Origin of the sequence: Macrococcoides bohemicum (assembly GCF_016865215.1) — a bacterium.
Classification (GTDB): Bacteria; Bacillota; Bacilli; order Staphylococcales; family Staphylococcaceae; genus Macrococcoides; species Macrococcoides bohemicum.
The window spans coordinates 2,182,346-2,205,195 of sequence record NZ_CP054482.1; the positions used below are offsets into that span (position 1 = coordinate 2,182,346).

General features: G+C 36.5%; 24 protein-coding genes and 1 riboswitch. Of the genes, 13 read left to right on the forward strand and 11 right to left on the reverse strand.

Annotation, left to right across the window (positions count from 1 at the left end; translation table 11 throughout):
• Positions 1–67: 67 nt before the first annotated feature.
• From nrdD to HT586_RS11400, 4 genes are all read left to right on the forward strand, one after another.
• Complete coding sequence (gene nrdD / locus HT586_RS11385; protein ID WP_203545838.1) at positions 68–1,927, forward strand: anaerobic ribonucleoside-triphosphate reductase; 1,860 nt, start codon at positions 68–70, stop codon at positions 1,925–1,927.
• Positions 1,924–2,421, forward strand: a complete 498-nt coding sequence (nrdG, locus tag HT586_RS11390) for an anaerobic ribonucleoside-triphosphate reductase activating protein (RefSeq protein ID WP_203545839.1) — start codon at positions 1,924–1,926, stop codon at positions 2,419–2,421. Before nrdD ends, nrdG begins: the two co-directional genes overlap by 4 nt.
• 69 nt (positions 2,422–2,490) lie before the next feature.
• The gene (locus HT586_RS11395) at positions 2,491–3,576 is read left to right on the forward strand and encodes a CapA family protein (protein ID WP_203545840.1); all 1,086 of its coding nucleotides are present in this window, start codon (positions 2,491–2,493) and stop codon (positions 3,574–3,576) included.
• A 71-nt stretch (positions 3,577–3,647) separates the two neighbouring features.
• Complete coding sequence (locus HT586_RS11400; RefSeq protein WP_111746731.1) at positions 3,648–3,947, forward strand: DUF2316 family protein; 300 nt, start codon at positions 3,648–3,650, stop codon at positions 3,945–3,947.
• A 59-nt stretch (positions 3,948–4,006) separates the two neighbouring features.
• On the opposite strand, the gene HT586_RS11405 is transcribed toward HT586_RS11400, so the two are convergent.
• From HT586_RS11405 to HT586_RS11425, 5 genes are all read right to left on the reverse strand, one after another.
• Complete coding sequence (locus HT586_RS11405) at positions 4,007–4,741, reverse strand: class I SAM-dependent methyltransferase (protein ID WP_203545841.1); 735 nt, start codon at positions 4,739–4,741, stop codon at positions 4,007–4,009.
• 149 nt (positions 4,742–4,890) lie between these two features.
• Positions 4,891–5,664: a hypothetical protein gene (locus HT586_RS11410; protein WP_203545842.1), complete on the reverse strand. Its 774-nt coding sequence runs from the start codon at positions 5,662–5,664 to the stop codon at positions 4,891–4,893.
• 69 nt (positions 5,665–5,733) lie between these two features.
• On the reverse strand, positions 5,734–6,510 hold the full coding sequence (locus tag HT586_RS11415; protein ID WP_096077929.1) for an alpha/beta fold hydrolase: 777 nt from the start codon (positions 6,508–6,510) through the stop codon (positions 5,734–5,736).
• Between the two features lie 11 nt (positions 6,511–6,521).
• A complete protein-coding gene (locus HT586_RS11420; RefSeq protein ID WP_096077928.1) occupies positions 6,522–7,232 on the reverse strand; it encodes a hypothetical protein in 711 nt (236 codons plus the stop codon).
• Positions 7,233–7,907 carry an HAD family hydrolase gene (locus HT586_RS11425; RefSeq protein ID WP_096077927.1) on the reverse strand — a complete coding sequence of 225 codons (675 nt, stop codon included), beginning with the start codon at positions 7,905–7,907 and terminating at the stop codon, positions 7,233–7,235.
• 72 nt (positions 7,908–7,979) lie between these two features.
• Here HT586_RS11425 and HT586_RS11430 point away from each other — a divergent pair, with 72 nt between their 5' ends.
• A complete protein-coding gene (locus HT586_RS11430; protein ID WP_203545843.1) occupies positions 7,980–8,495 on the forward strand; it encodes an NUDIX hydrolase in 516 nt (171 codons plus the stop codon).
• Here HT586_RS11430 and HT586_RS11435 read toward each other — a convergent pair.
• From HT586_RS11435 to HT586_RS11460, 6 genes are all read right to left on the reverse strand, one after another.
• Positions 8,485–9,435 carry a FecCD family ABC transporter permease gene (locus tag HT586_RS11435; RefSeq protein ID WP_157742251.1) on the reverse strand — a complete coding sequence of 317 codons (951 nt, stop codon included), beginning with the start codon at positions 9,433–9,435 and terminating at the stop codon, positions 8,485–8,487. The genes HT586_RS11430 and HT586_RS11435 overlap by 11 nt on opposite strands.
• Entirely contained in the window at positions 9,425–10,288 is an 864-nt protein-coding gene (locus HT586_RS11440; protein ID WP_203545844.1) for a heme/hemin ABC transporter substrate-binding protein, read from the reverse strand. Before HT586_RS11440 ends, HT586_RS11435 begins: the two co-directional genes overlap by 11 nt.
• 101 nt (positions 10,289–10,389) lie before the next feature.
• The gene (argS, locus tag HT586_RS11445) at positions 10,390–12,048 is read right to left on the reverse strand and encodes an arginine--tRNA ligase (protein WP_203545845.1); all 1,659 of its coding nucleotides are present in this window, start codon (positions 12,046–12,048) and stop codon (positions 10,390–10,392) included.
• The gene (locus HT586_RS11450) at positions 12,048–12,455 is read right to left on the reverse strand and encodes a YwiB family protein (RefSeq protein WP_157742250.1); all 408 of its coding nucleotides are present in this window, start codon (positions 12,453–12,455) and stop codon (positions 12,048–12,050) included. Before HT586_RS11450 ends, argS begins: the two co-directional genes overlap by 1 nt.
• A 253-nt stretch (positions 12,456–12,708) precedes the next feature.
• Positions 12,709–13,206 (reverse strand): YwhD family protein, encoded by a 498-nt coding sequence (locus HT586_RS11455; protein ID WP_096077921.1) that lies wholly within the window; start codon positions 13,204–13,206, stop codon positions 12,709–12,711.
• A 9-nt stretch (positions 13,207–13,215) separates the two neighbouring features.
• Complete coding sequence (locus HT586_RS11460; RefSeq protein WP_203545846.1) at positions 13,216–14,511, reverse strand: HD domain-containing protein; 1,296 nt, start codon at positions 14,509–14,511, stop codon at positions 13,216–13,218.
• Between the two features lie 164 nt (positions 14,512–14,675).
• Positions 14,676–14,780, forward strand: a riboswitch (SAM riboswitch).
• An 82-nt stretch (positions 14,781–14,862) separates the two neighbouring features.
• On the opposite strand from HT586_RS11460, the gene mtnK reads away from it, so the two are divergent.
• From mtnK to mtnB, 8 genes are read left to right on the forward strand one after another with little or no spacing between them, the layout of a single operon-like run.
• Entirely contained in the window at positions 14,863–16,065 is a 1,203-nt protein-coding gene (mtnK, locus tag HT586_RS11465; protein WP_203545847.1) for an S-methyl-5-thioribose kinase, read from the forward strand.
• Positions 16,062–17,084 carry an S-methyl-5-thioribose-1-phosphate isomerase gene (gene mtnA, locus HT586_RS11470; RefSeq protein WP_203545848.1) on the forward strand — a complete coding sequence of 341 codons (1,023 nt, stop codon included), beginning with the start codon at positions 16,062–16,064 and terminating at the stop codon, positions 17,082–17,084. The genes mtnK and mtnA overlap by 4 nt, the downstream gene beginning before the upstream one ends.
• The gene (locus HT586_RS11475) at positions 17,081–18,103 is read left to right on the forward strand and encodes a sugar ABC transporter substrate-binding protein (RefSeq protein ID WP_096077917.1); all 1,023 of its coding nucleotides are present in this window, start codon (positions 17,081–17,083) and stop codon (positions 18,101–18,103) included. The genes mtnA and HT586_RS11475 overlap by 4 nt, the downstream gene beginning before the upstream one ends.
• A gap of 17 nt (positions 18,104–18,120) precedes the next feature.
• A complete protein-coding gene (locus HT586_RS11480) occupies positions 18,121–19,500 on the forward strand; it encodes an ATP-binding cassette domain-containing protein (protein ID WP_203545849.1) in 1,380 nt (459 codons plus the stop codon).
• Positions 19,490–20,491 (forward strand): ABC transporter permease, encoded by a 1,002-nt coding sequence (locus HT586_RS11485; RefSeq protein WP_203545850.1) that lies wholly within the window; start codon positions 19,490–19,492, stop codon positions 20,489–20,491. Before HT586_RS11480 ends, HT586_RS11485 begins: the two co-directional genes overlap by 11 nt.
• Positions 20,445–21,614, forward strand: coding sequence for a 2,3-diketo-5-methylthiopentyl-1-phosphate enolase (locus HT586_RS11490; RefSeq protein ID WP_203545851.1), 1,170 nt, complete (start codon positions 20,445–20,447; stop codon positions 21,612–21,614). The genes HT586_RS11485 and HT586_RS11490 overlap by 47 nt, the downstream gene beginning before the upstream one ends.
• A complete protein-coding gene (locus tag HT586_RS11495; protein ID WP_188018573.1) occupies positions 21,599–22,240 on the forward strand; it encodes an MtnX-like HAD-IB family phosphatase in 642 nt (213 codons plus the stop codon). The genes HT586_RS11490 and HT586_RS11495 overlap by 16 nt, the downstream gene beginning before the upstream one ends.
• Positions 22,237–22,839 carry a methylthioribulose 1-phosphate dehydratase gene (gene mtnB / locus HT586_RS11500; RefSeq protein ID WP_096077912.1) on the forward strand — a complete coding sequence of 201 codons (603 nt, stop codon included), beginning with the start codon at positions 22,237–22,239 and terminating at the stop codon, positions 22,837–22,839. Before HT586_RS11495 ends, mtnB begins: the two co-directional genes overlap by 4 nt.
• The last annotated feature ends 11 nt before the right edge of the window (positions 22,840–22,850 follow it).

Here is a 22,850-nt window from a genome sequence, read left to right on the forward strand (position 1 = left end):
TTTGCACACAAATACTGTATATAGTATTAATATTGAATTGCAAACACAATATATAGTAGGTGATAAAATGTTAACAGAAACAACTGATTTGAAGGACAGCTTAGAACGTTTAATAAATAGACACCCGGAAGTCGTTCATGAGAATGCAAATAAGGATGCGAATGTCTTTAATACACTGCGTGATTTAACAGCCGGTACTGTTGCTAAATCACTCGGCCTTGATATGCTACCGAAACATGTTAAACATGCTCACTTAAACGGAGATATTCATTTCCACGATTTAGATTATCATCCTTATATGCCGATGACGAACTGCTGTTTAATTGATATTCCAAATATGCTGGCTCATGGTTTTAAGATTGGTAACGCGAAAGTTGAATCACCAAAATCGATTCAAACTGCTGCAGCTCAGATTGCACAAATTATCGCTAACGTCGCCAGCAGTCAATATGGAGGATGCTCAGTAGATCGTATCGATGAAGTGCTAAGTCCTTATGCTGTCTTAAATGCAGAAAAACATCGTCAAACTGCAATAAAGTATGTCCAGCAAGATAAACAGGAACAATATATCCAGCAAATGACCGAAAAAGATATCGGTGATGCCATCCAGTCGCTTGAATATGAAATTAATACACTATATACAAGTAACGGGCAAACACCGTTTGTAACTTTCGGCTTTGGATTAGGAACGGATAAGTACAGTGTTATGATTCAACGTGCAATATTAAAAACGCGTATTGCAGGGCTTGGTGCTGATCAAACGACTGCAATATTTCCAAAGCTTGTCTTCAGTTTAAAAGACGGAGTGAATTTAAAACAGACTGATCCAAATTATGCGATAAAACAATTGGCTATCGAATGCGCTACAAAACGCATGTATCCTGATGTATTAAATTATCAGGCGTTAACAGAGATGATTGGAGATTTCAAAGCACCGATGGGTTGTCGAAGTTTCCTGAATACTTATCAGGAAGATGGACAGTTTATCAACAATGGTCGTTTCAATCTAGGTGTCGTAACGCTTAATTTACCTCGGATTGCATTACTAAGCAATAACCCGGATACTTTTATGACCATGTTACATCAAAGATTGGATATTGTACGCGATGCTTGTCTTTTTAGAATTAATCGATTAAAAGATGCACTTCCACAAAATGCCCCTATACTTTATCAATATGGTGCGTTCGGTAAAAGACTACATGCAGGCGAAGACATATCAGCATTGTTTAAAAATCGTCGTAGCACCATCAGTATCGGCTATATCGGATTATACGAAGTTGGCGCACATTTATTTGAGAAAGACTGGGAACATCATAAAGATGCTTCTGACTTTATATTAAATATATTAAAGACGATAAAATCATATGCTGATGACTTAACTAATCAATACGATATTCAGTTCAGTGTATACGGCACACCAAGTGAATCTTTAACGGACCGCTTCTGTACACTCGATTTTGAACGCTTTGGACTTGTGGTAAACGTGACCGATAAAGGATATTATACAAATTCATTTCATTATGATATACGCAAAAATATAACCCCTTTCGAAAAAATTGATTTTGAAAAAGACTTCGCGCGTTATTCAACAGGCGGATTTATTCATTATTGTGAATACCCGCCGATTATCCATAACCCCGAAGCGTTAGAAGCGGTATGGGACTATGCTTATTCACGTGTCGGTTATCTCGGTACGAATACACCGATTGATCAATGTTTTGAATGTGGTTATTCTGGTGAATTTCAACCGACGGCTACAGGATATGTCTGTCCTGAGTGTGGAAACAATAATCCTGAAACGACAGATGTGGTCAAACGTACTTGCGGTTATCTCGGCCAGCCTTTAAAACGTCCGATGGTAAAAGGACGTCAAATTGAAATTGCCACGCGTGTCAAACATATGTCGACAAGAGATGATTTATTATGACGTATGAAGGCATGGGATATGTTGCTAAAATAATGAATTGTGTCGTTACAGACGGTACAGGTATGCGTGTGTCTGTCTATGTATCCGGCTGTCACTTTCATTGTCCAGCGTGTTTCAATGCAAGTATCTGGCCATTTAATAATGGAGAACGCATCACAGAACAGAAAATCGAGGAGATATTAACCTTGCTGGATAAAGATTATATAAGCGGACTTTCTCTACTTGGTGGGGAACCGTTAGATAATTTAGCTGTTATTCAACCACTTATTTCAGCATTCAGAAAGAAATTCGGAGATAGAAAAGATATATGGATGTGGTCAGGATATATGATCGAGTATATTAATAATACGCCAATGCTGGCTGAAGTATTAAATGATATCGATGTACTTGTTGACGGTCCATATGTCCATAGCCTATCTCAGCCAAACTTAAAGTTTCGCGGGTCACTTAATCAACGTATCCATTATTTAAATAAAGGTAATATATTACATTAAAAATAAATAATGTTTTTATATTTATTTAAGATATAATGTAATTAATATTATTTTATAGGAGTTTAACCAATGGATAAATATCAAATTAAAGCACTTGCACTTTCTGTATTAACTGCATCACAATTCGTTCTACCTACAGCTGTACTTGATCATCAAATACCCGAAGCACAAGACGGCATCGTGAATTTAAAATCAGTCGGTGACGTACTCGTTCATGGTCATGTGGCGCGTCATGCACAGACGGCAAATGGTTATGACTTTAATCCAGGATTTGAAGCGGTTAAACCGATGATTGAGAACGCTGATATTGCGATCGCTAACCTTGAGACACCCATCGCTGCAAATGAATTAGGTCTAGATGACTATCCTACATTTAATTTGCCCCCTGAAGTCGCACAGGCAATTAAAAATGCTGGATTCGATATTGTCTCTAATGCGAATAACCACGCACTCGATCAGGAACAAAGAGGGTTACATATTTCTTTAGATTACTTAGATAAAATGCACTTACCATATGTCGGGGCTTATCGTAGTCAAGAAGATCATGACACGCCACGTATCATCGAAGAAAACGGTGTAAAACTCGGATTTTTAGCATACACATATGGGACGAATGGCCATGAACCAGCTGCTGATTATGATGTGAATTTTATCGACCTTAAAAAAATGAAAAAAGATATCGAAACATTAAAACCACAAGTTGATGGCGTTGTTGTCTCATTACATATGGGTACAGAGTATCAGTATCACGAGAATCAAGAGCAACGAGATGTAGCACAGGCGCTAACGGATTACGGTGCGGATATCGTCCTTGGTGGACATCCTCATGCTTTAGAACCGATGAAACAGGATAAAGATAGTTTTGTCATCTACAGCCAAGGTAATTTCTTTAGCGGTCAAGGTCAAATGCAGACCCGTTTAGGCGGAATATTATCTTTAGATATCAAAAAAACAAAAGATGGTGTTGAAGTAGCATCAGGTGAATTCTTACCGACATACAATGAAGGTGATTATAACGCTGGTGGCTACAAAACTGTACCTTTAATGCAATCATCACTTGATAACGGTACGAAACAAACACAGTTTAATTTTATTAATGATTTAATGACAACGTATCCTTCAAAAGTGAAAGTTGTGCAGAATTTATCACATTAAAGTAAAAAATACCTTGTGTTTTACATTAAAAGTATTATAATAACCTTCTACACGTAGAAAGAAGGATGAACATGTCACTATCAGTTGAAGAACGTAAAGTTACAAGCACAGAATTATACGCTCACTTAAACGATGCGACGTTATCTATTGCAACAATCGCAGAACATTTTAATTTAACATCTCAGGATATTACAGCAATTTTAAATATCGATAATTCGCAAATGTCTACAATACTTCCAACGAATGAATTTATTCACCTCGTTTGGGATGTTAGAGATTTTATCAACGATGAACTTCGTACACACGGAATTACGCCGAAAGAATATAGTTATTTAAAAGGTATGAAAACCGATTATTGGTTTTTACGATAATAGAAAGGAGAGACAAGCTTAAGCTTATCTCTCCTCTTTTATTTATAACACAATATGCATTATTTTCTACGTGCAGAAATAATAAGCATCATCGGCCTTCTCAGTTCATCTTTCATCTCAGGCACTCCATCTAATAGTTTTTCACTTGGCTCAGGTTCAGAGATGCCCTTAATCACGAAATCATTATCAATCAGCACACTTAAGTAATGTGAAAGTGTTCGATGATATTTCCTTACTTCTTCCCCAAGAAACTGCGTTTCACGTTCGCCTTCTTTATAATAGTTGTCTACCGGCCAGAACAATTTATTACCAGCCTCATCATAGATCCAGTCCTGACTACCTTCAGCTGTAAATACAGGATGTTCTACACTAAAGATAAATGTACCGTTAATCGTTAATACTTCCTTAACCTGCTCAACAACATCTTTAAATGACGGCAAATAATGTATCGCTAATGAGCTCATTACTACTTCAAATTCATGTGGTTCAAAGTCTAATTCATCCATCGACTGATTAATAAAAATAATCTTATCTGCATCCGGCTGTGCCTGCGCACGCTCTAACATCTTTTCAGAAATATCGATTCCGACAACTTTCTCTGCGCCTTGTTCTACAGCATACTGGCAATGCCAGCCGTAACCACAACCTAAGTCTAGCACAGCAGCACCATTTAACTCGGGAAGCATTTCTTTAAAGCTCTCCCATTCTCCTGCTGCTTCTAAACCTTTCTTTGAGCGTTCCATCTCACTATATTTATCGAACAATGACCGATTATCATACATATTATTGTCCATAGGCACTCCTTTAAGTATCTTATTAGCACTTACTTTATCAAAATTATAATAGATTATAAAGTTTTTTGAATAAGCTTTAAAAAAAGAACAAACAATAAAATCATAATGATTTTCACTGTTTGTTCATCATATTTGTGTAATAAGTATCTCTATTTCAGTGGTGCACTCTTCTTAACTTCCGGTGAATCACTTAGCGGTAACGCTTCACTACCGTTTGCTGTATAAACGACAATCTCTAGAGATGATGACTCACTCGTTGGTGGTTCGTTTGTAGCATCTGGTTCAAACATTGCTTCCTTCTGTACGTTATCCTCAATAGATTGTACGCCATAGTACGCTCTGTTAAAATAAGTGTTTCCTTTTGAGAAATCAGTATAACCGTCTTCTTTTAGTGCTGTATCTTTCGTGGTAATTGCCGAGGCTATTTTGCCAAATGACTGAATATATTTATCATTCGCTTTCTTCACTTCTGCATCTACTTTTTTTATTTGCGGCAATTCTTTTGCCGTTTGAACTTTCGCTTCATATTTGACCACAATATGTTTTACTTTGTTCAGTTGCTGTTCAACATCTTTTTTATTATCATATACAGTCATCGTACTAATAACCCGATCCATCTCTTTCGAATATTCTCTAACGGTATCCACATATTCATATTGTGATGTAATAGGTTTTAATTTCGGAATTTTCGAAGCAACTTCTATTGAAATTTCATTTTTGAGTTGCTGAATGTTTTCGTCTGCGATTTGTTTGTGCTGTGGTTTTATCTTTTTAGGATCACTATGTATAAATTCCATCTCAACAGTAGGATTAGCTTGATGATTCGTAGACGATTGTTTCTGTGTAGATGTGTGTGCAACTTCTTCTTCATGACAGCCTGCGAGTAATAGGGTAATTGTACACAATGCTATGATTTTCTTCATGCATCCTCCAAAAATATCCTTAAGTTTATCAGTACTCACATATTTTAACATAACGCTATCAGATTGTAATTAGTTTTGAAGGAACAATTTAACCTCTTTTACAAAATCATCGTATTGTTCATATAACAACCCATGGCCACTATTTTCATAAATTGACAATTTGCTGGCAGGTAATAGTGCAGCGAGCGCTTCAGCTTCTTCAACCGGTACTAATTCATCATATCTACCGCTCATCACGAGCGTCTTTACTTCAATCACATCAAGCTTTTGAGGGTTATAATCAACAGTAGAGATGATGACCGCATCCTCTTCTTTTTCAGTCATACCACTTTGTGTATCTTTCATCTTCTTATAATATTTTTTTACAGTTTTAACATCTTTAAACATATAGTCTTCCAGCATAGCGTTACGTTCTTTGCGTGACATCGTTCTTAGTATACTCGCATATTGATTATGAAATTCACGCTCAGCTTCATAGTAACTTCTAATCCCAGTACTGATTAATATTAATTTTTTTACATACTTTGGATATTTCGAAGCAATCGTTGCTGCTACAGAACCACCGAGTCCAAATCCTAAAAAGTGTGCTTCTTTAATATATAAAAGATCCAGAACAGTCAATACATCTTCTACATAATCATCCATATGAATTTCTAACGGTTTATCACTAAATCCGTGGCCACGCAGATCTATTTTAATAATTTGAAAGTTTTTCATAAATGCCGTATCGAAATCATCAAACATCGTTGTATTCATAAATTGGCCATGTAGCATCACCAGAGGATACCCTTTTCCAATCAGTTCATAATGAATCGCGATATCATTATTCGTCAATGCCAGTTCCATTCTCTATCCCTCTAGTCTCTCTTGATTTTTGCAAATTCTAATACATCTGAAGCTTCGTCGTATTCATAATCATTAACGTACTCTACGACTTTAATCGAACAATTCTCTTTAATCGTTACGTCATCTGCACGTAGTAGATCACAAACTACATTTTCTACACTTGCTTTTACCGCATCGATTTCACGTACTGTAAGTACTGATGATTTATCTTTAAAGATGAGCTTTTCTCGTTCGGCTTTCACCGTAAGTTCGTCGCATATAATATAACGAATATTACTTACATCAGCTACAATAATTGTAACGTTTTCTGCATTCAGCTCTTCATCCAGACGCAATGATCCATTAGACTGAAATGTTGTGGCTTTTACTGGTCCCATTCCAATAAATGAACCTTTATTTTGAATATCATCCACTTTTATACCACGCTTTAAATCAAGCGTTCCTTTATTATCGATTGTGCCGATAACCGCTTCATCCTGTACAGCAATATAGCCATCTTCACCAATTACAAGCTCATTCGTTTCAAGCGTTCCTTCAACAACTAATTCACCATACACTTTCAAATAAGGTACATTTAATTTACCTTCAATTTTTAATACACTTTCTTTCTCAACGATTAATTCATTGGCCTCAACACTTGAATTAACTACTGAATTCCCTTCAACATTGATTGTCTCGAATATACCACCTGCAACTGTTTCATCTTTCCATACGACATTCATCTATATCGTCTCCTCACCTATAATATTAAATAATTTAGATAAATCCTCTATTCGATAGTCCATCATTGTTTCACTCGGCGCTTTAAAATAATGATTATCTTTAAATACTGTCTTCATCCCTAAACGGTGAGCCGCTTCGATATCATTTACCGGATGGTCACCGACAAAAATACATTCCTCTGGTTTAACACCCAGCTTATCGCACATCATCATAAATATTTCCGGTTCTGGTTTTCTGTAACCTACTGCCTCAGAAATTAACGTTTCTAAAACATATTTCTCTATACCCAAAAGATCGATAATATAACTTTGGTGTGATACCTTACCATTTGTAATAATACCTATTTTTAATCCTCTATTTTGAATTCTCGAAATAATATCTTTTACATCTGGATAACCTGTAGCAAACTTCGGATAATTTAAATCATAATCCAGCAGTAAATCCTTCTTTTCGATGTAATGAATATCAAGTTGATTAAGCAAAGCTTTATATACACGCTCTTTTTTCACATAACCATGTTCATCGTATGCTATAAAATAATTGATATAGTCATTTTTCTGTACATGCGTAAAATACGCTCTATATCTTTCAAACTGATCTTCTAAAAATAAGCGTAACGAACGTTCTCGATCAAGTAATGTTCCGTCAAGATCAAATATGATTGCTCTTTCCATGAAACCCCCTCCAGTTAACAATAGTATAGCCTATCTGTTAAAATTAAATCGACTAAAATGACGAGGTGACTTATGGACTGGCATAAAAGACAAATCATCAATACGACTGATTACCGTGTATTTCAAGTCAATACGACAGAATTTACTTATCAGGCACAAAGTGCTGAATTTTATCAAATCGCAGCTCCAAATTGGGTAAATATTATCGCAATACATAACGATTGTATCGTTATGATCAGGCAATTTCGTATCGGCATCGAAGATTACGTACTCGAATTACCTGGCGGCATTGTGGATAGAGACGAACCTCCATTAATTGCTGGTCGAAGAGAACTCAGTGAGGAGACAGGATATATCGGCGAGGCGCAAGTGATTGGCGTTATGCACCCGAATCCAGCTTTATTTACGAATCAATTAACGACCGTATTAGTGTCCAACAGCACACAAACAGATACCATTTCCCGAGAAATGTTTGAAGATATCAAAGTCGTGCTCGTGCCAATTAAAGATTTAAAAACAAAAATAGCGCATGGCGAAATCACCAATGCGCTTACTTTAGCGAGCTTAATGCAATATTTCAGTTTATAGTATTTCTGTTTTGTTTCATAATAATCCATAGTAATAGCGGCATACCCATTAAACACATCATAATTGATACAGGAATCTGTACTGGATAAAGCATTTCTCTACCCAGAAAGTCTCCCGTTAAGACGAGTAATACTGCAAGAAGTATTGTCAGATTCAGCTTCGCATGATGATTCCCTTTAAAATTCAGTTTTACAAATGGCGGGATAATCATACCTACAAATCCGATAATACCTGTCATACTAATGAGCACAGCACACATAATACTCGTCGTAATAAGCAAAATATAGATGATTGTATTCGTTCGTAAACCAAGTGCAATCGCTCGGTCTTGTCCTAAACCGAGTATTTCAATTTGCTGCTGCAAAAAATAAATAATCATCATGCCAACAATAGTTAATGGTAATAAAATCATAATATCTTTAAAACTTACCGAGTTTATCGAGCCAAACAAATAATTCATGATGTTTGATGATTTCTCCGGAAACATCAGCACTAACACATATACGAGACTAGAAAAGAAGAAGTTAATCAACATACCAATTAGTATCATCCATGTCGTCTGTGAATTAAATTTATGATTTAAGCTTGCTAGAATTACTATCATGAGCGTAATCATACTGAATATAATACTAAACATCGCAGTCATCGTAATGCTTAGACCTAGTACGATGGAAAGTGCACTCCCAAAGCTTGCACCACTTGCAAGTCCTAACGAAAAACTATCCGCAAGATAGTTATTTAATACGGTCTGAAACACATAACCAGTAATAGAAAGAATGATACCGACGAGCATACCCGTAATAATTCTCGGCAGTCTGATCTCCAGTAAAATTGTCTTACCCATTGGATCCGTTATGTCCAGCCATCCAAAGTCATCGTAAAAGAGCGATAGCAATGTCACGATAAGAATAAGTGTTAATACGATAATGTTATTTTTCATTTGCGATAGCTTGTGCAATGGTTTCCATACCTTGTGCAATTCTTGGTCCCGGACGTGATACAGTATCCGGATCAACTGCATAGATTTGATTTTGTTTTACCGCTTCAACATGCTTAAATCCATTTCTTGATTTTACTTCTTTAATTAAAGCTTTATTTGACAGCCCGCTCGTAGAAATAATGATGTCCGGATTTTTCTTAACGATGGCTTCCGTACTCACTGCCTGGTAACCTTCTATACCACTAAATATATTGACTGCACCCAGCTGTTTCAGTAAATCGTTCATCAATGTATGATTTCCACCTGTATAAATGTCGGGGTGTGATGAAATTTCAAGAAATACTTTTTTACCCTGGACATCTTTTTTGTATTTAATCGCAGTCTCTTGAATTTGACGTTTAATATCTTTTATCATCGCTTTACCTTCAGCTTCTTTATGTGTGACAGAAGCAATTTGTTCTATGCTTTTATATAGCGCATCAAATGAATTAGCATCATGAACGACGACTACTTTGATGCCTTTAGATTTCAACTTTTGTAACGTCTTCTCCTGTGCTTTTTCCATCGATTGATGTGCAAAGACAATTGTAGGTTTCGCTTTTAATATCGCTTCATAATCAAGCTTCATCCCATCAAACTTTTCTTTATCTTTCACTTGTTTAGGATAATCATCAACTGTGGAAACTCCGATAATTTCTTTATAAACACCTAAATCATAAAGAATTTCAGTATTGCTCGGTATTAGTGAAATAATACGTTCTTGTGAGTCAGATTGCTGTACCTTGTCTGTTGTATTGCAGCCTGAAACAATGAAAAGTATAGTCATTAAGAGTATAAATAACGTTTTCTTCATAAATCCTCCATCAATTCAATTTTGTATAATTATACCATATGCAATATCTTTCTTACAAAATACTAAAAGAGCAACGTTAATAAACGCTACTCTTTTAAGCATTACATCTTTTCAGGACTTGAAACACCGATCAATGTTAAAGCATTGTGTAATGTGATTCTTGCCGCTTCAATTAACGCTACATGCGCTTTTGATTTTTCCAGGTCGTCTGTTAATACTTTCTCAGCATTATAGAATTTATGGAAATGCGCTGCTAAATCCTGAATATAATTTGTAATGCGGTGTGGTGCACGTGCTTCTGCTGCCTGATCGATTGCCGTTTCAAAATCAGCGATACGTTTCAACAATTCAAATGCTTTGTCATTTGTAATTAAACTAAAGTCTGCGTCAGCAGAAGGTGTGATATCATTTTCAGCTGCCTGACGTAAGATCGAACAAATTCTCGCATGTGCATATTGCGCGTAGTATACTGGATTGTCACTAGATTCGCTCTTTGCAAGTTCCATATCGAAATCAAAGTGTGAGTCAGGGCTTCTCATCGTTAAGAAGTATCGTGCTGCGTCAATGCCTACTTCATCCATAATGTCACGTAACGTAATTGCGTTACCTGTACGTTTACTCATCTTAACTTCCTGGCCATCCTGCAATAAACGTACCATCTGCATCACTTGAATTTCTAAACGTTTAGAGTCTGTGCCAAAAGTTTCAAGTGATGCTTTTAGACGGTTAATATAACCATGATGATCTGCACCGAACAAGTTAATTAACGTATCAAAACCACGTTCAATCTTATCGTAGTGATACGCAATATCCGGAAGGAAGTATGTATAACTGCCATCTTTTTTAATCAGTACGCGGTCTTTATCATCACCAAATTCAGTTGTACGTAACCACGTTGCACCGTCTTCTTCAAATAAATAACCATTTTCACGCATCTTATCTAATGCTTTATCAATTTCTTTATTTTCATAAAGTGAAGTTTCACTAAACCAGTTATCAAAATGAACATTAAATTCAGTTAAATCTTTTTTAAGCTTATCCATCTCATAATCTAATCCTAGTTTACGGAATGCTTTAATACGCTCAGCTTTGTCAGCATCTTTGTATTCAGGATGATCTGCAGCTAACCTTTTACCAATTTCAATAATATCTTTACCATGATATCCATCTTCAGGCAGTGCCATTTCTTGACCTAATGCCTGGAAATAACGTGCCTCAATAGAATATGCTAAGTTTTCAATCTGTTTACCAGCATCATTGATATAATACTCGCGTAATACATCATATCCTGCTGCAGATAATAAGTTGCTTAAAGTGTCACCCACTGCAGCGTTTCTTGCATGACCAATATGCAAGCTTCCAGTCGGATTCGCCGAAACATACTCAACTAAGATTTTTTCATTTTTAGGTTGCTCTGCTTTACCGAAATTATCTTTTTTATTTAACGCTTCCGTAATAATACCAGTGAGATATGCATTATCCATATAGAAGTTGATAAATCCAGGACCTGCGATATCAATTTTAGTGATATCCGCTTTTTTAACATCTAAATGGTCTACGATTGCCTGTGCAATTTCACGTGGATTTTTTTTAGCGTGTTTCGTTAACACCATGGCGATGTTTGTTGCATAGTCACCATTTTTAGTGTCTTTTGGAATTTCAATTTTAATATCCGGTACTTCTGTAACAAGTGCTGCTTTTAATATCGCCTGTTTAATTTCTTCGATTAATGTTTCTTTTTGCTGTTGTACGATGTTCATTATACTCGCTCCTTATATTCTATATCGTATGTATAACTGCCTAAGACAGTTTGATTATTCACAATTGTGTATTGAATGTAAACTTTACCGGAATGTTCATCAGACTCGATGAACATTTGATTGGTTGTAACTTCCATTACAGTTTTTTGATTAGCCAGGTGATACATATTTTGTGTTGTCTCGTATGGGACAAACAAAAAATCTAACGTCAGTTGACCTTTTCGATTAATACGCACCCGTTCATCCTCAACCTTAACACGTACATCAGTCAGGATATCATCGATTGTTTCCTTATACATAATATATGTATGTGCCTTTTTTATGAGTGTGCCTGTAGTAATTAAGTCGAATGTCTCCGTACCTTCACTATTTGTGATTTGTTGCTTTATATGAATCTCTATATTCAAGTTGATCACCCACTAATGATTATAACAAAATTTGCATAAAATTAAAGAAAGCAGGTATAAAAATACCTGCTTTCTTTAGTGTCCTAGCTATTTTTATAGCTACTCATATCTTACTAATGTTAAGCAAAAATTACAACCGAAAATCTACACGATTATTAAAGTCACATTTTTGTCACAAAATTGATGATATGACGGTGCTTATCTTTTGCGGATACTCGCCGTATCCGGAAAAGATGAACTATCGTTAGCCCGTTTAACCTAACATCGTTTTTAGTGCTTCACCAGAATTGTTCCACATCTCAGGGTTATGATGCATTAAGAAGTCTTTTAGGACCGCTTTATTGTCATCACCAATCTGATCTAAAATGAACTTGTGCTTCATCGATTTATCCATCATATTGACGTGTTCAGCCATCACTTTATAGCCACGTTTACGTTCCTTATTTACTGCCATATAACAAGCAGTAGCCCCCGCATAATACGGACCGACTTCTGCACGTTCTGTCGTTACCCATACGAGCCAGTATTCTTTCTGGTCAGGACCTTCTGTTTCAGATTTATCCGTCACCCATTTCACACGCTTTTCAACTTCACTACGCGCATGCATCGCACCGATATCGATAAATGCTTTTTTCTCAGCAACATCAATAAATACTGGTGCCACATTATCTAAGCTAATCGAGCCGATATTCGTACCTTTATGTCCGTCAAGCGGATCATTTTTTATAATATTAAACTGAAATTCTGCCATATTATCACCCTATTCTAATTCATTTAATACGTTAATAATTGCACCTCGAATTTCAAGGTCTTCGATATTTAAAATTGTTTCTTTAGGATAGTAAATTTTATAATCTTTTCTCTGAATACCTGTAATACTATTGATTATAACCGATTGAGTACTAATTTCTTTAATCTTGCCAGTAGACGTTATTAAGTGAATTGGTTTACGCGAGTTAATCCCAGGTCTGTTATAGTCATATGGCAAATCACTAAACGAGTCCACAACAAAATAATAATCCGGATCTATGCCCGCTTTAGTAAACAATTCAGTTAGTTCATCTATCGTAAATCGATTACCATCAAACGGTAAATGTTTAAATAAATCACGGTTAACAAATCTGCGCGATAAATCACTTAAAATGGCGTCCTCTTCGTCAATCCATTGCTGCAGATAATAATTTAACACCATTTCATCGAGTCTTAAATATGCATCAACGGATACTTGATTTGATTTAAAGAACGGCACTAAATATTTAGGTGGTTCTTTAAACGCATATCCTGCCTCATACAACACTTTGGCACGTTTCAGGACACGATTTAACAATACTTCTCCACCACGACTGACTGGATGAAAATATACTTGCCAGTACATCTGGTAACGGCTCATTAAATAATCTTCTACAGCGTGCATACCACTTTCTTTAATCACAACTTCATCTTTTGTCGGACGCATAAGCCTTAATATACGTTCCATATCAAAACTACCATAACTCACACCTGTATAGAAAGCATCGCGTTGTAGGTAGTCCATACGGTCAGCATCAATCTGCGAACTAATCATCGAAATGACCAGCTTATTATGATGTGTCTTGTTGATTACAGCAGCTACTTCTTTCGGAAATTCAGGTGAAACGCGTGACAACACATGATTTACTTCCGTATCTCCTAATATGATCTGCTGTGTGTAAAGCTCGTGATCCGTATTAAAAATCTTCTCGAAACAATGAGAGAACGGACCATGGCCTAAATCATGTAACAGTGCTGCACATAATGCGAGCGAACGATCTTCATTATGCCAATGTTCACGTCCAGCAAATATTTCGTCTATCATACGACGTACGATTTCATAAACGCCTAACGAATGATTGAAACGTGAATGTTCAGCCGTATGAAAAGATAAATATAACGTACCAAGTTGTTTTATTCGACGTAATCGCTGGAATTCTTTCGTCTTGATTAAATCCCAAATTAACTGATCCCGTACATGCACATAGCGATGCACCGGATCTTTGAATACCTTCTCTTCCTGCATCTTTTGGAATTGGTAGCCCATAGTGGTTCTCCTTTATTTTTTCATTACTTAAATTTTATCATAAAGCCTCTAAAATAGAATGATTAACGGCTTTTAAAAATTTTGTAATACAAAAAATTTTCAGAAAGTTATTGACTTATATTTTTAATTAATTTAATATTCAACTTAACAAAAAATTTAATAATTATTTATCAAGAGTGACTGAGGGATTAGGCCCTATGACGTCCAGCAACCTATCCACACGGAAAAGGTGCCAATTCCTACAGTACAATTGTGCTGAAAGATAAGTAGAGATACTGATGGCTAACGTTTTCCCGTGCATATGGGGAAACGTTTTTTTTTTGTGAAAAAATTAATTCTGAGGTGAAACCATTGTCTAAGTTTAGTTCATATTTCTTAATGCAGGAAGTTGATATTGCAGCATACATACTTGAAACTACAAATTTATTTAACCCCGGTGAGAAGTTAACAGTAAATGAAATCGGAGATGGTAATTTAAATTATGTCTTTCGTGTATCTAACGGCATCAAGTCCATTATTGTCAAACATTCAGGCGTCGTAGCGCGTATTTCAGATGAATTTAAATTATCAACTGATCGTACAATTCGTGAAGGGAAGTTACTCAAAGTACACGGCGACATCGTACCACAACTTGTGCCGCATATTTATGCGATTGATGATGTAATGAAATGTGTCATCATGGAAGACTTAAAAGATTACACAGTATTACGCCAAGGTTTAATCGATGGCAATATTTATCCGAATATCGGTGTTGATTTAGGGACATATTTGGCTGAGACACTGATTAACACATCAGACTTTGTACTTGATGCTAAAGAGAAGAAAGCTTTACAAAAAGATACGATAAATCCCGAATTATGCGAGATATCTGAAGATCTCGTGTTCACCGAGCCATTTTACGATAATTTCTCTCGCAATGAGGTCAGTAGTGCCTTACTTCCATACGTCGAACAGTTACTTTATAACGATGACGCATTAAAGCTTGCAGTCGCAGAAGCGAAGCTTAAGTTCTTAAATAAAAGTCAAAGTTTAATCCACGGTGATTTACATTCAGGTTCAGTATTTGTTAATAAAACAGAAACAAAAGTCATTGATCCTGAATTCGGTTTCTATGGGCCAGCAGGATATGATGTCGGAAATGTGCTCGCTCACCTTTTCTTTGCATATAGTAATGCGCAAGCGCTTGGCAGAGATGAACAGGCTAAATTTATTGCCGAAAGTATCACTGATGTATTAGAAGTATTCAAACAGAGAAGTTTAGCGATCTTACAGGAAAAGACGAAAGATGTCGCATTGAAACAAACTTCAGTTTATGCAAGCTATATCCGTTCAGTGCTTGAAGATGCTTATGTAGTATGTGGACTTGAAATTATTCGTCGTATCGTCGGACTTGCTAAAGTAAATGATTTAACGACTTTACCTGAGCAGCAACGCGCTCAGATAGAAGTGCAGCTTATTAAGTTTGCGAAATCGCTCATTCAATATCCGGAATCGCTATCCATCTACCCATCTATATTCTCACTATATACAGAATTTAAGGAGATTGCGGCATGACATTACAATCCATTCAATACAAAGATGGCGTTCTTACGCTCCTTGACCAGACGAAATTACCACATGATATACAGTATATCGACTGCACAGATTATGAAGCAGTAGCAGTAGCAATTGAAGATATGATCGTGCGCGGTGCACCAGCGATCGGAATTACTGCAGCATATGGTGTTGTAATCGGTGCCTTACAATACAACGGGGATAAAGACTTTAAAATTTATATGCAGGACGTTATTACACGACTATCCAACACACGACCAACAGCAATCAACTTGTTATGGGCGCTTGATCGATTGAGTCAGGTCATCACTGAAGATGTCAATCAGAGTATCGTGGCTTTAGAAAAGCTCGCTCAACACATTTACGAAGATGATAAATCAATCAATGACCGTATCGGGAAACATACGTTACCACTCATAAAACCGAATTCAACGTTTATTACGCATTGCAATCCAGGTAGTCTTGCAACAAGCACGTTAGGTACAGCGACAGCGGGATTTTATTTAGCACACGCTCAAGATATTCAATTTAAAGTGTTTAGCGATGAGACTAGACCGAGATTTCAAGGCGCACTTACAGCTTTTGAGTTATCGCAAGCCGGCATCGATGTTACAACAATTACAGATAGTACTGCAGCAACTGTGTTACAGCAACAAGATGTTACAGCTGTTATTGTCGGTTGTGACCGCGTAGCATTAAATGGCGACGTCGTTAACAAAATCGGCACATTACCACTCGCAATTGCAGCAAAGTTTTATAATGTACCGTTTTACGTTGCAGCTCCAACACCAACCTTTGATTTAACCGTACCACATGGAGACGCAATTCCAATCGAAGAACGCGATGTACGTGAAGTCACACATATTTATGACAATAAAGTTGCAGCTGACGTAGCTGTTTATAACCCAGCTTTCGATATTACACCAAACAGTTTAATCACAGGACTGATTACAGAACACGGCATTATCGAAGCACATGAACAAACAATCACAAAATTATTTGAGGAGATTAAAGCATGAAGAAACCATTACAATTATTACTTGCAACAAGTATCTTACTTACAGGATGTAATCAGGCAACATCACAATCTGAAGCGTCAGGTGAAATAAAAGGTAAGAAAATTGCTGTTATCCGTAACCTTGGTAGTGATGATCACACGAAACAATTTATCGATGGTGCTAAATCACAAGGTGAGAAACTTGGGCTTAAGGTTGATACTTTTCTTTCGAATGGGAATGACGCAAAGTTTCAGCAGCTCGTCGATCAGGCAATCCTAAAGAAATATGACGGCATCGTATTATCGCACGGTAAAGAGGATTACAGCTATGACTTGGTTAAGAAAATTGCAGATGCAAAGATTAAAGTTGTTACATTTGATACAAAGTCAGATAAAGACGGCAAGGTTATCGATAATGTCGTTGCTACAAGTCAAGATGACCATGCATTAGCAAAGTTATCATTAGAGGCGCTGATTAAAGATAAAGAACAACCTGTAAAAGTACTTAAATTATGGGTCGGACCTGGTTTCCTACCGCTTGATAAACGTCAGGAAATCTTTAAAAAGTATGAAACCGAAGGCAAAATTAAAGTCATTGAAAGTATCGGACCAACGAATTTTGAAGATGTACAAGGCGATGTAAAAAAGAAAACACAAGCTGTACTTTCAAAGCATAATCCAAAAGATTTTGAGGCGGTATGGGGATCTTGGGATGAGATGACAAAAGGCGCTTATCTTGCACTGAATGAAAAGAAAATCAATCTACCGATTTATTCAATAGATATCTCAAACCAGGACATCAACTTTATGAAAGCTAAAAACAGCAACTGGAAGACATCTGCAAGTGTTAATCCTAAAGTCATCGGTGAAACAGATGTAAGAATTCTGGCAAAGCTCATTAAAGACGAAAAAGTCCCTGCGACTTATGCATTTAAACCTGTTCAAATTACACAAAAAGATTTGAAAGAAGATACGAATATGGATAACCTTTCAAAGGCAGTTCCGGCATTTAGTCAGGAAGATGCTTTCAAAATTAAATAACGATAGGACTGAATACAATGCGCTTTGAAGTCTCAAATCTTAATTTAACGATTAATAATCATCACATTTTAAAGGATTTATCTATTCATTTTGAACAAGGAAAGATTCATGCAATTATCGGTGGCAACGGTGCAGGTAAATCATCATTAATGAAAGTATTGAATGGTACTTACCCTTACCAAAAAGGAACGCTATATAAAGATGGACAAAAAGTTTCAAGCTTTGCAGATGATATCGCCTACGTTGCACAAGAAGTTGATGATGTCTTATTTCAAAGTTTAACGGTATATGACAATTTGACATTCAAAGATTGCACGAAAGGATTTTTTTATAAGCAACAGCAAAAACAGAAATTGCAAAATTATATAGAGAAGTTTGGTTTATCTTTTTCTCTGAATACACATGTGCGTGATTTAACTGTTTCTGAAAAACAGCTGCTTGTCATCATTCGAGCGATACTCGAAGATAAGCATTTACTCATATTAGATGAACCAACCGCTTCCCTTAGTCAGCGTGAAGTTAATATTTTATTCAATGAATTAAATTTATTAAAAAAAGAAATGGCTATCATCTTTATTTCTCATCGCATACCTGAGTTATTGAATATTTCTGATGATATTTCTATCCTTAAAGATGGCGAACGCATTGCATCCAAACAATCAGATGCATATGATGCTGAAGTACTTTATGAAGCTATTGCTGGAAATATACAGACACATCATAAGACAAATCACACTACAAAAGCGCAACTATTTTCTTTTCAGCATATACAAACCGATAAACTTCACGATATCAATATTCATGGCTTTAAAGGTGAAGTAATTGGCATAGCTGGATTAGTCGGTGCCGGTAAGACAGAATTGTGTGTTTGGTTATATGACCATTTATCTCATGAAAAAATATCTTATTGTCCAGAAGAACGTCAGAAACATGGACTGATTATGTCGCACAGTATAAAAGATAATATTTGCTTTAAAGACAATCATTTTTTTACCCATCATCAAGATGAAGAAAATAACATCTTACCTTTAGCAAATCATATTGGCTTAAAATATAAATCGTTATCTCAACAAGTTCAATCATTATCAGGCGGAAATCAACAGAAAGTAGTATTACTACGCGGCCTTTATCAACAATCAAATATCTTTATCCTCGATGAACCAACTGTAGGAATCGACGTCGGTGCTAAACAAGACTTATTTAAAGTTATCAATCAATTAACTGCCAACGGAAAGACAGTCATCTATGCATCAAGTGATTTTAGTGAACTGGTCAATATAACTGATCGCATCTATACACTACATAAAGGTCAAGTCGTTGATGAACAACTGACACAAAATACATCAGAAACTGATCTTTTGCACAAAGCTACTGGAGGAATACAACATGCAGTTTAAACAATTCGGTTTACTCATTGTAATCACTATGTTAGTCATACTATTTAGTTTGACTGCACCAAACTTTCTATCTACCGATAATTTACTTTCAGTCATTAGTGGTATGGTTATTGTCACCATCGTAGCCATCGGTATCACTTTTAGTTTGAGTGTAGATGGTTTCGACCTATCTGTAGGCTCTACAGTTACGCTAAGTAATGCTGTTATCATTTCATTATTTGTATGGCACGGGATGAATATCGGGTTATCCATCATTATTACATTAACGGTTGCCCTTGTCGTTGCACTCATTAACTTAATATTAATTATTAAGTTTAAAATCCCTGATCTATATGCAACACTTGCGACGATGTTTATCGTTGAGGGTATCGCACTGACTTATGCTGAAGGTGGTTCAATCAGTCAAGGCATGACACGACAAAGTGGAGCTGCTACAACTGGTAAGATTCCTGAAGCATTCAAAGTTTTGTCAGAACCTATACCATTAATTATCACAATGTTCATTATTGTAGCCATTACATACGTTTTATTACATCGCACAAATCCCGGTCGCATCATGTATATGATTGGCGATAACAAACATGCAGTACAATTCGGTGGCATCAAGATAACAAAATATATCATTATCAGTTATTTGGCATCTGCATTCTTTGCATGTATCGGTGGTATACTCCTTGCCAGTCAAGTATCATCAGCTCAAGTTAATTCAGGCTCAGGATACTTAATGACCGCAGTTGCGGCTGCATTTATCGGGGCCACTGTTTCTAAATCAGGTAAGCCTAATATTATCGGTACATTTTTAGGAGCTCTGCTCATTGCAATACTGGAAAACGGTCTCGTCATGTTATCCGTTCCATATTATGGCTTGAATATTATAAAAGGGCTCGTCCTAGCAGGTGCATTAATTATTAACTATGCACAGTTTAAACAAAGGAGGTCAAAACGTGTCACATATCATAGCGAAGTACCAGCTACACAACAATCCATCTAAAATTGATACTATCGCAGAAAAATTAGCAGTTGGTTTAACTGTCGGAAGCTGGACAGATTTAACGGCTGAAGATCAGGCACATTTAGAGCAATATAAAGGTGAAGTTATTACCAAGGAAATAATCGATGCAGAAAAAGGATTATTACATATTGCTATTGCTTATCCGGAACACAATATCACCCCAGACTTTTCTTCAATATTAACGACTGTATTCGGCAAACTTTCATTAGACGGAAAAGTAAAGTTACTCGATATCGATTTTACGACGTACAGCAAACATTTTAAAGGTCCTACGTTTGGTGTTGAAGGTGTGAGAGATTTACTAAATATTTATGATCGTCCACTTGTAATGAGCATCTTTAAGGGCATTATCGGTAGAGATGCAGCATTTTTCGAAGCGCAACTGCGTGCACAGGCGTTGAGTGTCGATATTATTAAAGATGATGAAATATTATATGACGTACCTGAACTCCCTTTTGAAGAACGTATTACTATCGGCAAACGCGTGCTAAATGAAATATTTGAAGCAACTGGTCGTCGCGTACTATATGCAGTCAATCTATCCGGTCCGGTATTTGAATTACCAGACAAATCACGTAAGGCAAAACAACTCGGTGCGAATGCCTTATTATTCAACGTTCATACATATGGACTTGACGCACTTAGAGGGTTACGCGATTTAGAATTGGATTTACCAATTCTTGCTCATCCTGCATTAAGTGGTGCATTATGTGGTAGCCCTGACTATGGTATCAGTTATCAATTACTATTATCTAAGTTGACTCGACTTGCAGGTGCAGATCTTATTCTTTTCCCTGTCCCATACGGGTCTATCGAACTAACAGAAGATGATGCTAAAAGTATTGTCGCCCATGCATTAGAAGGAAGTACAATAAAAAAAGCATTTCCTGTCCCGTCAGCCGGCATTCATCCAGGTCTGGTTAAACGTATTATCGATGACTTTGGTGAAGACATCGTCATTAATGCTGGTGGTGGTGTACATGGTCATCCAGACGGTGCAACTGCTGGCGGTGAAGCTTTCCATGAAGCCATTCGTCATTACAAGACAGGCGTAGGTGGTAAACATTATGATAAGGCGGTGGCTTTATGGGGTACATCATAGCCTGTGATTTCGATGGTACAGTAACAGCTACTGATACGATCATAGCCATCATAAAGAAGTTTGCACCTATTGAAGGACAACCTATCACCGATCAAATACTGAATCAGGAAATCTCAATACAGCAAGGCGTTAGTGAACTCTTCAAATTATTACCGAGTGAAAAGAAAGAAGATATCATTCAATTCGTGTTAGAAGAAGTGAATCTCCGACCAGGATTTCAGAAGTTATTAGACGAAGCTCAAACACTAAACATTCCTTTCTATATTATTAGTGGCGGCATGCATTTCTTTATTGATCCAATACTAGAGAAATTTAATGGCATCAAACAAGTATTTGCCAATACCGTAGATTTCTCTGGAGATTATATGGAAGTAATTTGGAATCATCCGTGCGATAACTTATGTACTGGAGACTGCGGAACATGTAAGCCTTCTATCGTCAGACAATTAGTGAACGATGATGAAGTTATAGCAATCGGTGATAGCGTTACAGATTTAAAGTTACTGAGTATTGCCGATATTGCATTTACAACTTCAAAGCTTACGAAATTTGCCCGGGAAAAAGGCATCGCACATCATCATTTCGAAACATTTGATGATATTAAATTAAGCGAGGTGATTAAATGAGTGCATTAGAAGAAATTACACATATCAAAGAACGGCTCGCACGTAATAACTACTTCCCTGGGACAAGCGGTAATCTAGGTATAAGAATAGATGACCAGCATCTTTATGTGACTACAAGCGGTGTCGATAAATATGAAACAACAGACACAAGTTTTGTCAAAGTAGATATGGAGGGCATAGCTGTTGATACAGATCTCACCCCATCTCTCGAAACCGTACTGCATTTAGAAATATTTAAACGCAGTAACGCACACGCATCAATTCACATCCATACCGTTAGTAACAATGTGATTTCAGAGCTATATCATTCTAAAGGTGTAGTTGAATTCAGCAATCAGGAATTAATTAAAGCATTCGGTTTATGGCAGGAAAGTGATGTGTTGCGTATTCCTATCATCGAAAATCCAGCAGACGTTAAAAAACTCGCTGAAGGATTTGGAGAACACGTTACTTCCGATAGTGGTGTTGTACTCATTCGTAATCATGGAATCAATGCCTGGGGGAAATCTACTCAGGAAGCATATAAATTATTTGAAGCAGCAGAATTTTTATTTCAATATCATTTACAACTTGCATCTGCAAGACAATATATCAAATAAGAGGAGCGATA

Coding starts and splice junctions, on each gene's coding strand:
- HT586_RS11460 (WP_203545846.1), bottom strand. CDS start 14,511: ATGGGCTACCAATTCCAAAAGATGCAGGAAGAGAAGGTATTCAAAGAT.
- HT586_RS11405 (WP_203545841.1), bottom strand. CDS start 4,741: ATGGACAATAATATGTATGATAATCGGTCATTGTTCGATAAATATAGT.
- HT586_RS11400 (WP_111746731.1), top strand. CDS start 3,648: ATGTCACTATCAGTTGAAGAACGTAAAGTTACAAGCACAGAATTATAC.
- HT586_RS11425 (WP_096077927.1), bottom strand. CDS start 7,907: ATGGAAAGAGCAATCATATTTGATCTTGACGGAACATTACTTGATCGA.
- HT586_RS11485 (WP_203545850.1), top strand. CDS start 19,490: ATGCAGTTTAAACAATTCGGTTTACTCATTGTAATCACTATGTTAGTC.
- HT586_RS11495 (WP_188018573.1), top strand. CDS start 21,599: ATGGGGTACATCATAGCCTGTGATTTCGATGGTACAGTAACAGCTACT.
- mtnA (WP_203545848.1), top strand. CDS start 16,062: ATGACATTACAATCCATTCAATACAAAGATGGCGTTCTTACGCTCCTT.
- mtnB (WP_096077912.1), top strand. CDS start 22,237: ATGAGTGCATTAGAAGAAATTACACATATCAAAGAACGGCTCGCACGT.
- HT586_RS11410 (WP_203545842.1), bottom strand. CDS start 5,664: ATGAAGAAAATCATAGCATTGTGTACAATTACCCTATTACTCGCAGGC.
- HT586_RS11440 (WP_203545844.1), bottom strand. CDS start 10,288: ATGAAGAAAACGTTATTTATACTCTTAATGACTATACTTTTCATTGTT.
- nrdD (WP_203545838.1), top strand. CDS start 68: ATGTTAACAGAAACAACTGATTTGAAGGACAGCTTAGAACGTTTAATA.
- argS (WP_203545845.1), bottom strand. CDS start 12,048: ATGAACATCGTACAACAGCAAAAAGAAACATTAATCGAAGAAATTAAA.
- HT586_RS11415 (WP_096077929.1), bottom strand. CDS start 6,510: ATGGAACTGGCATTGACGAATAATGATATCGCGATTCATTATGAACTG.
- HT586_RS11455 (WP_096077921.1), bottom strand. CDS start 13,206: ATGGCAGAATTTCAGTTTAATATTATAAAAAATGATCCGCTTGACGGA.
- HT586_RS11480 (WP_203545849.1), top strand. CDS start 18,121: ATGCGCTTTGAAGTCTCAAATCTTAATTTAACGATTAATAATCATCAC.
- HT586_RS11430 (WP_203545843.1), top strand. CDS start 7,980: ATGGACTGGCATAAAAGACAAATCATCAATACGACTGATTACCGTGTA.
- HT586_RS11395 (WP_203545840.1), top strand. CDS start 2,491: ATGGATAAATATCAAATTAAAGCACTTGCACTTTCTGTATTAACTGCA.
- HT586_RS11420 (WP_096077928.1), bottom strand. CDS start 7,232: ATGAATGTCGTATGGAAAGATGAAACAGTTGCAGGTGGTATATTCGAG.
- nrdG (WP_203545839.1), top strand. CDS start 1,924: ATGACGTATGAAGGCATGGGATATGTTGCTAAAATAATGAATTGTGTC.
- HT586_RS11435 (WP_157742251.1), bottom strand. CDS start 9,435: ATGAAAAATAACATTATCGTATTAACACTTATTCTTATCGTGACATTG.
- HT586_RS11475 (WP_096077917.1), top strand. CDS start 17,081: ATGAAGAAACCATTACAATTATTACTTGCAACAAGTATCTTACTTACA.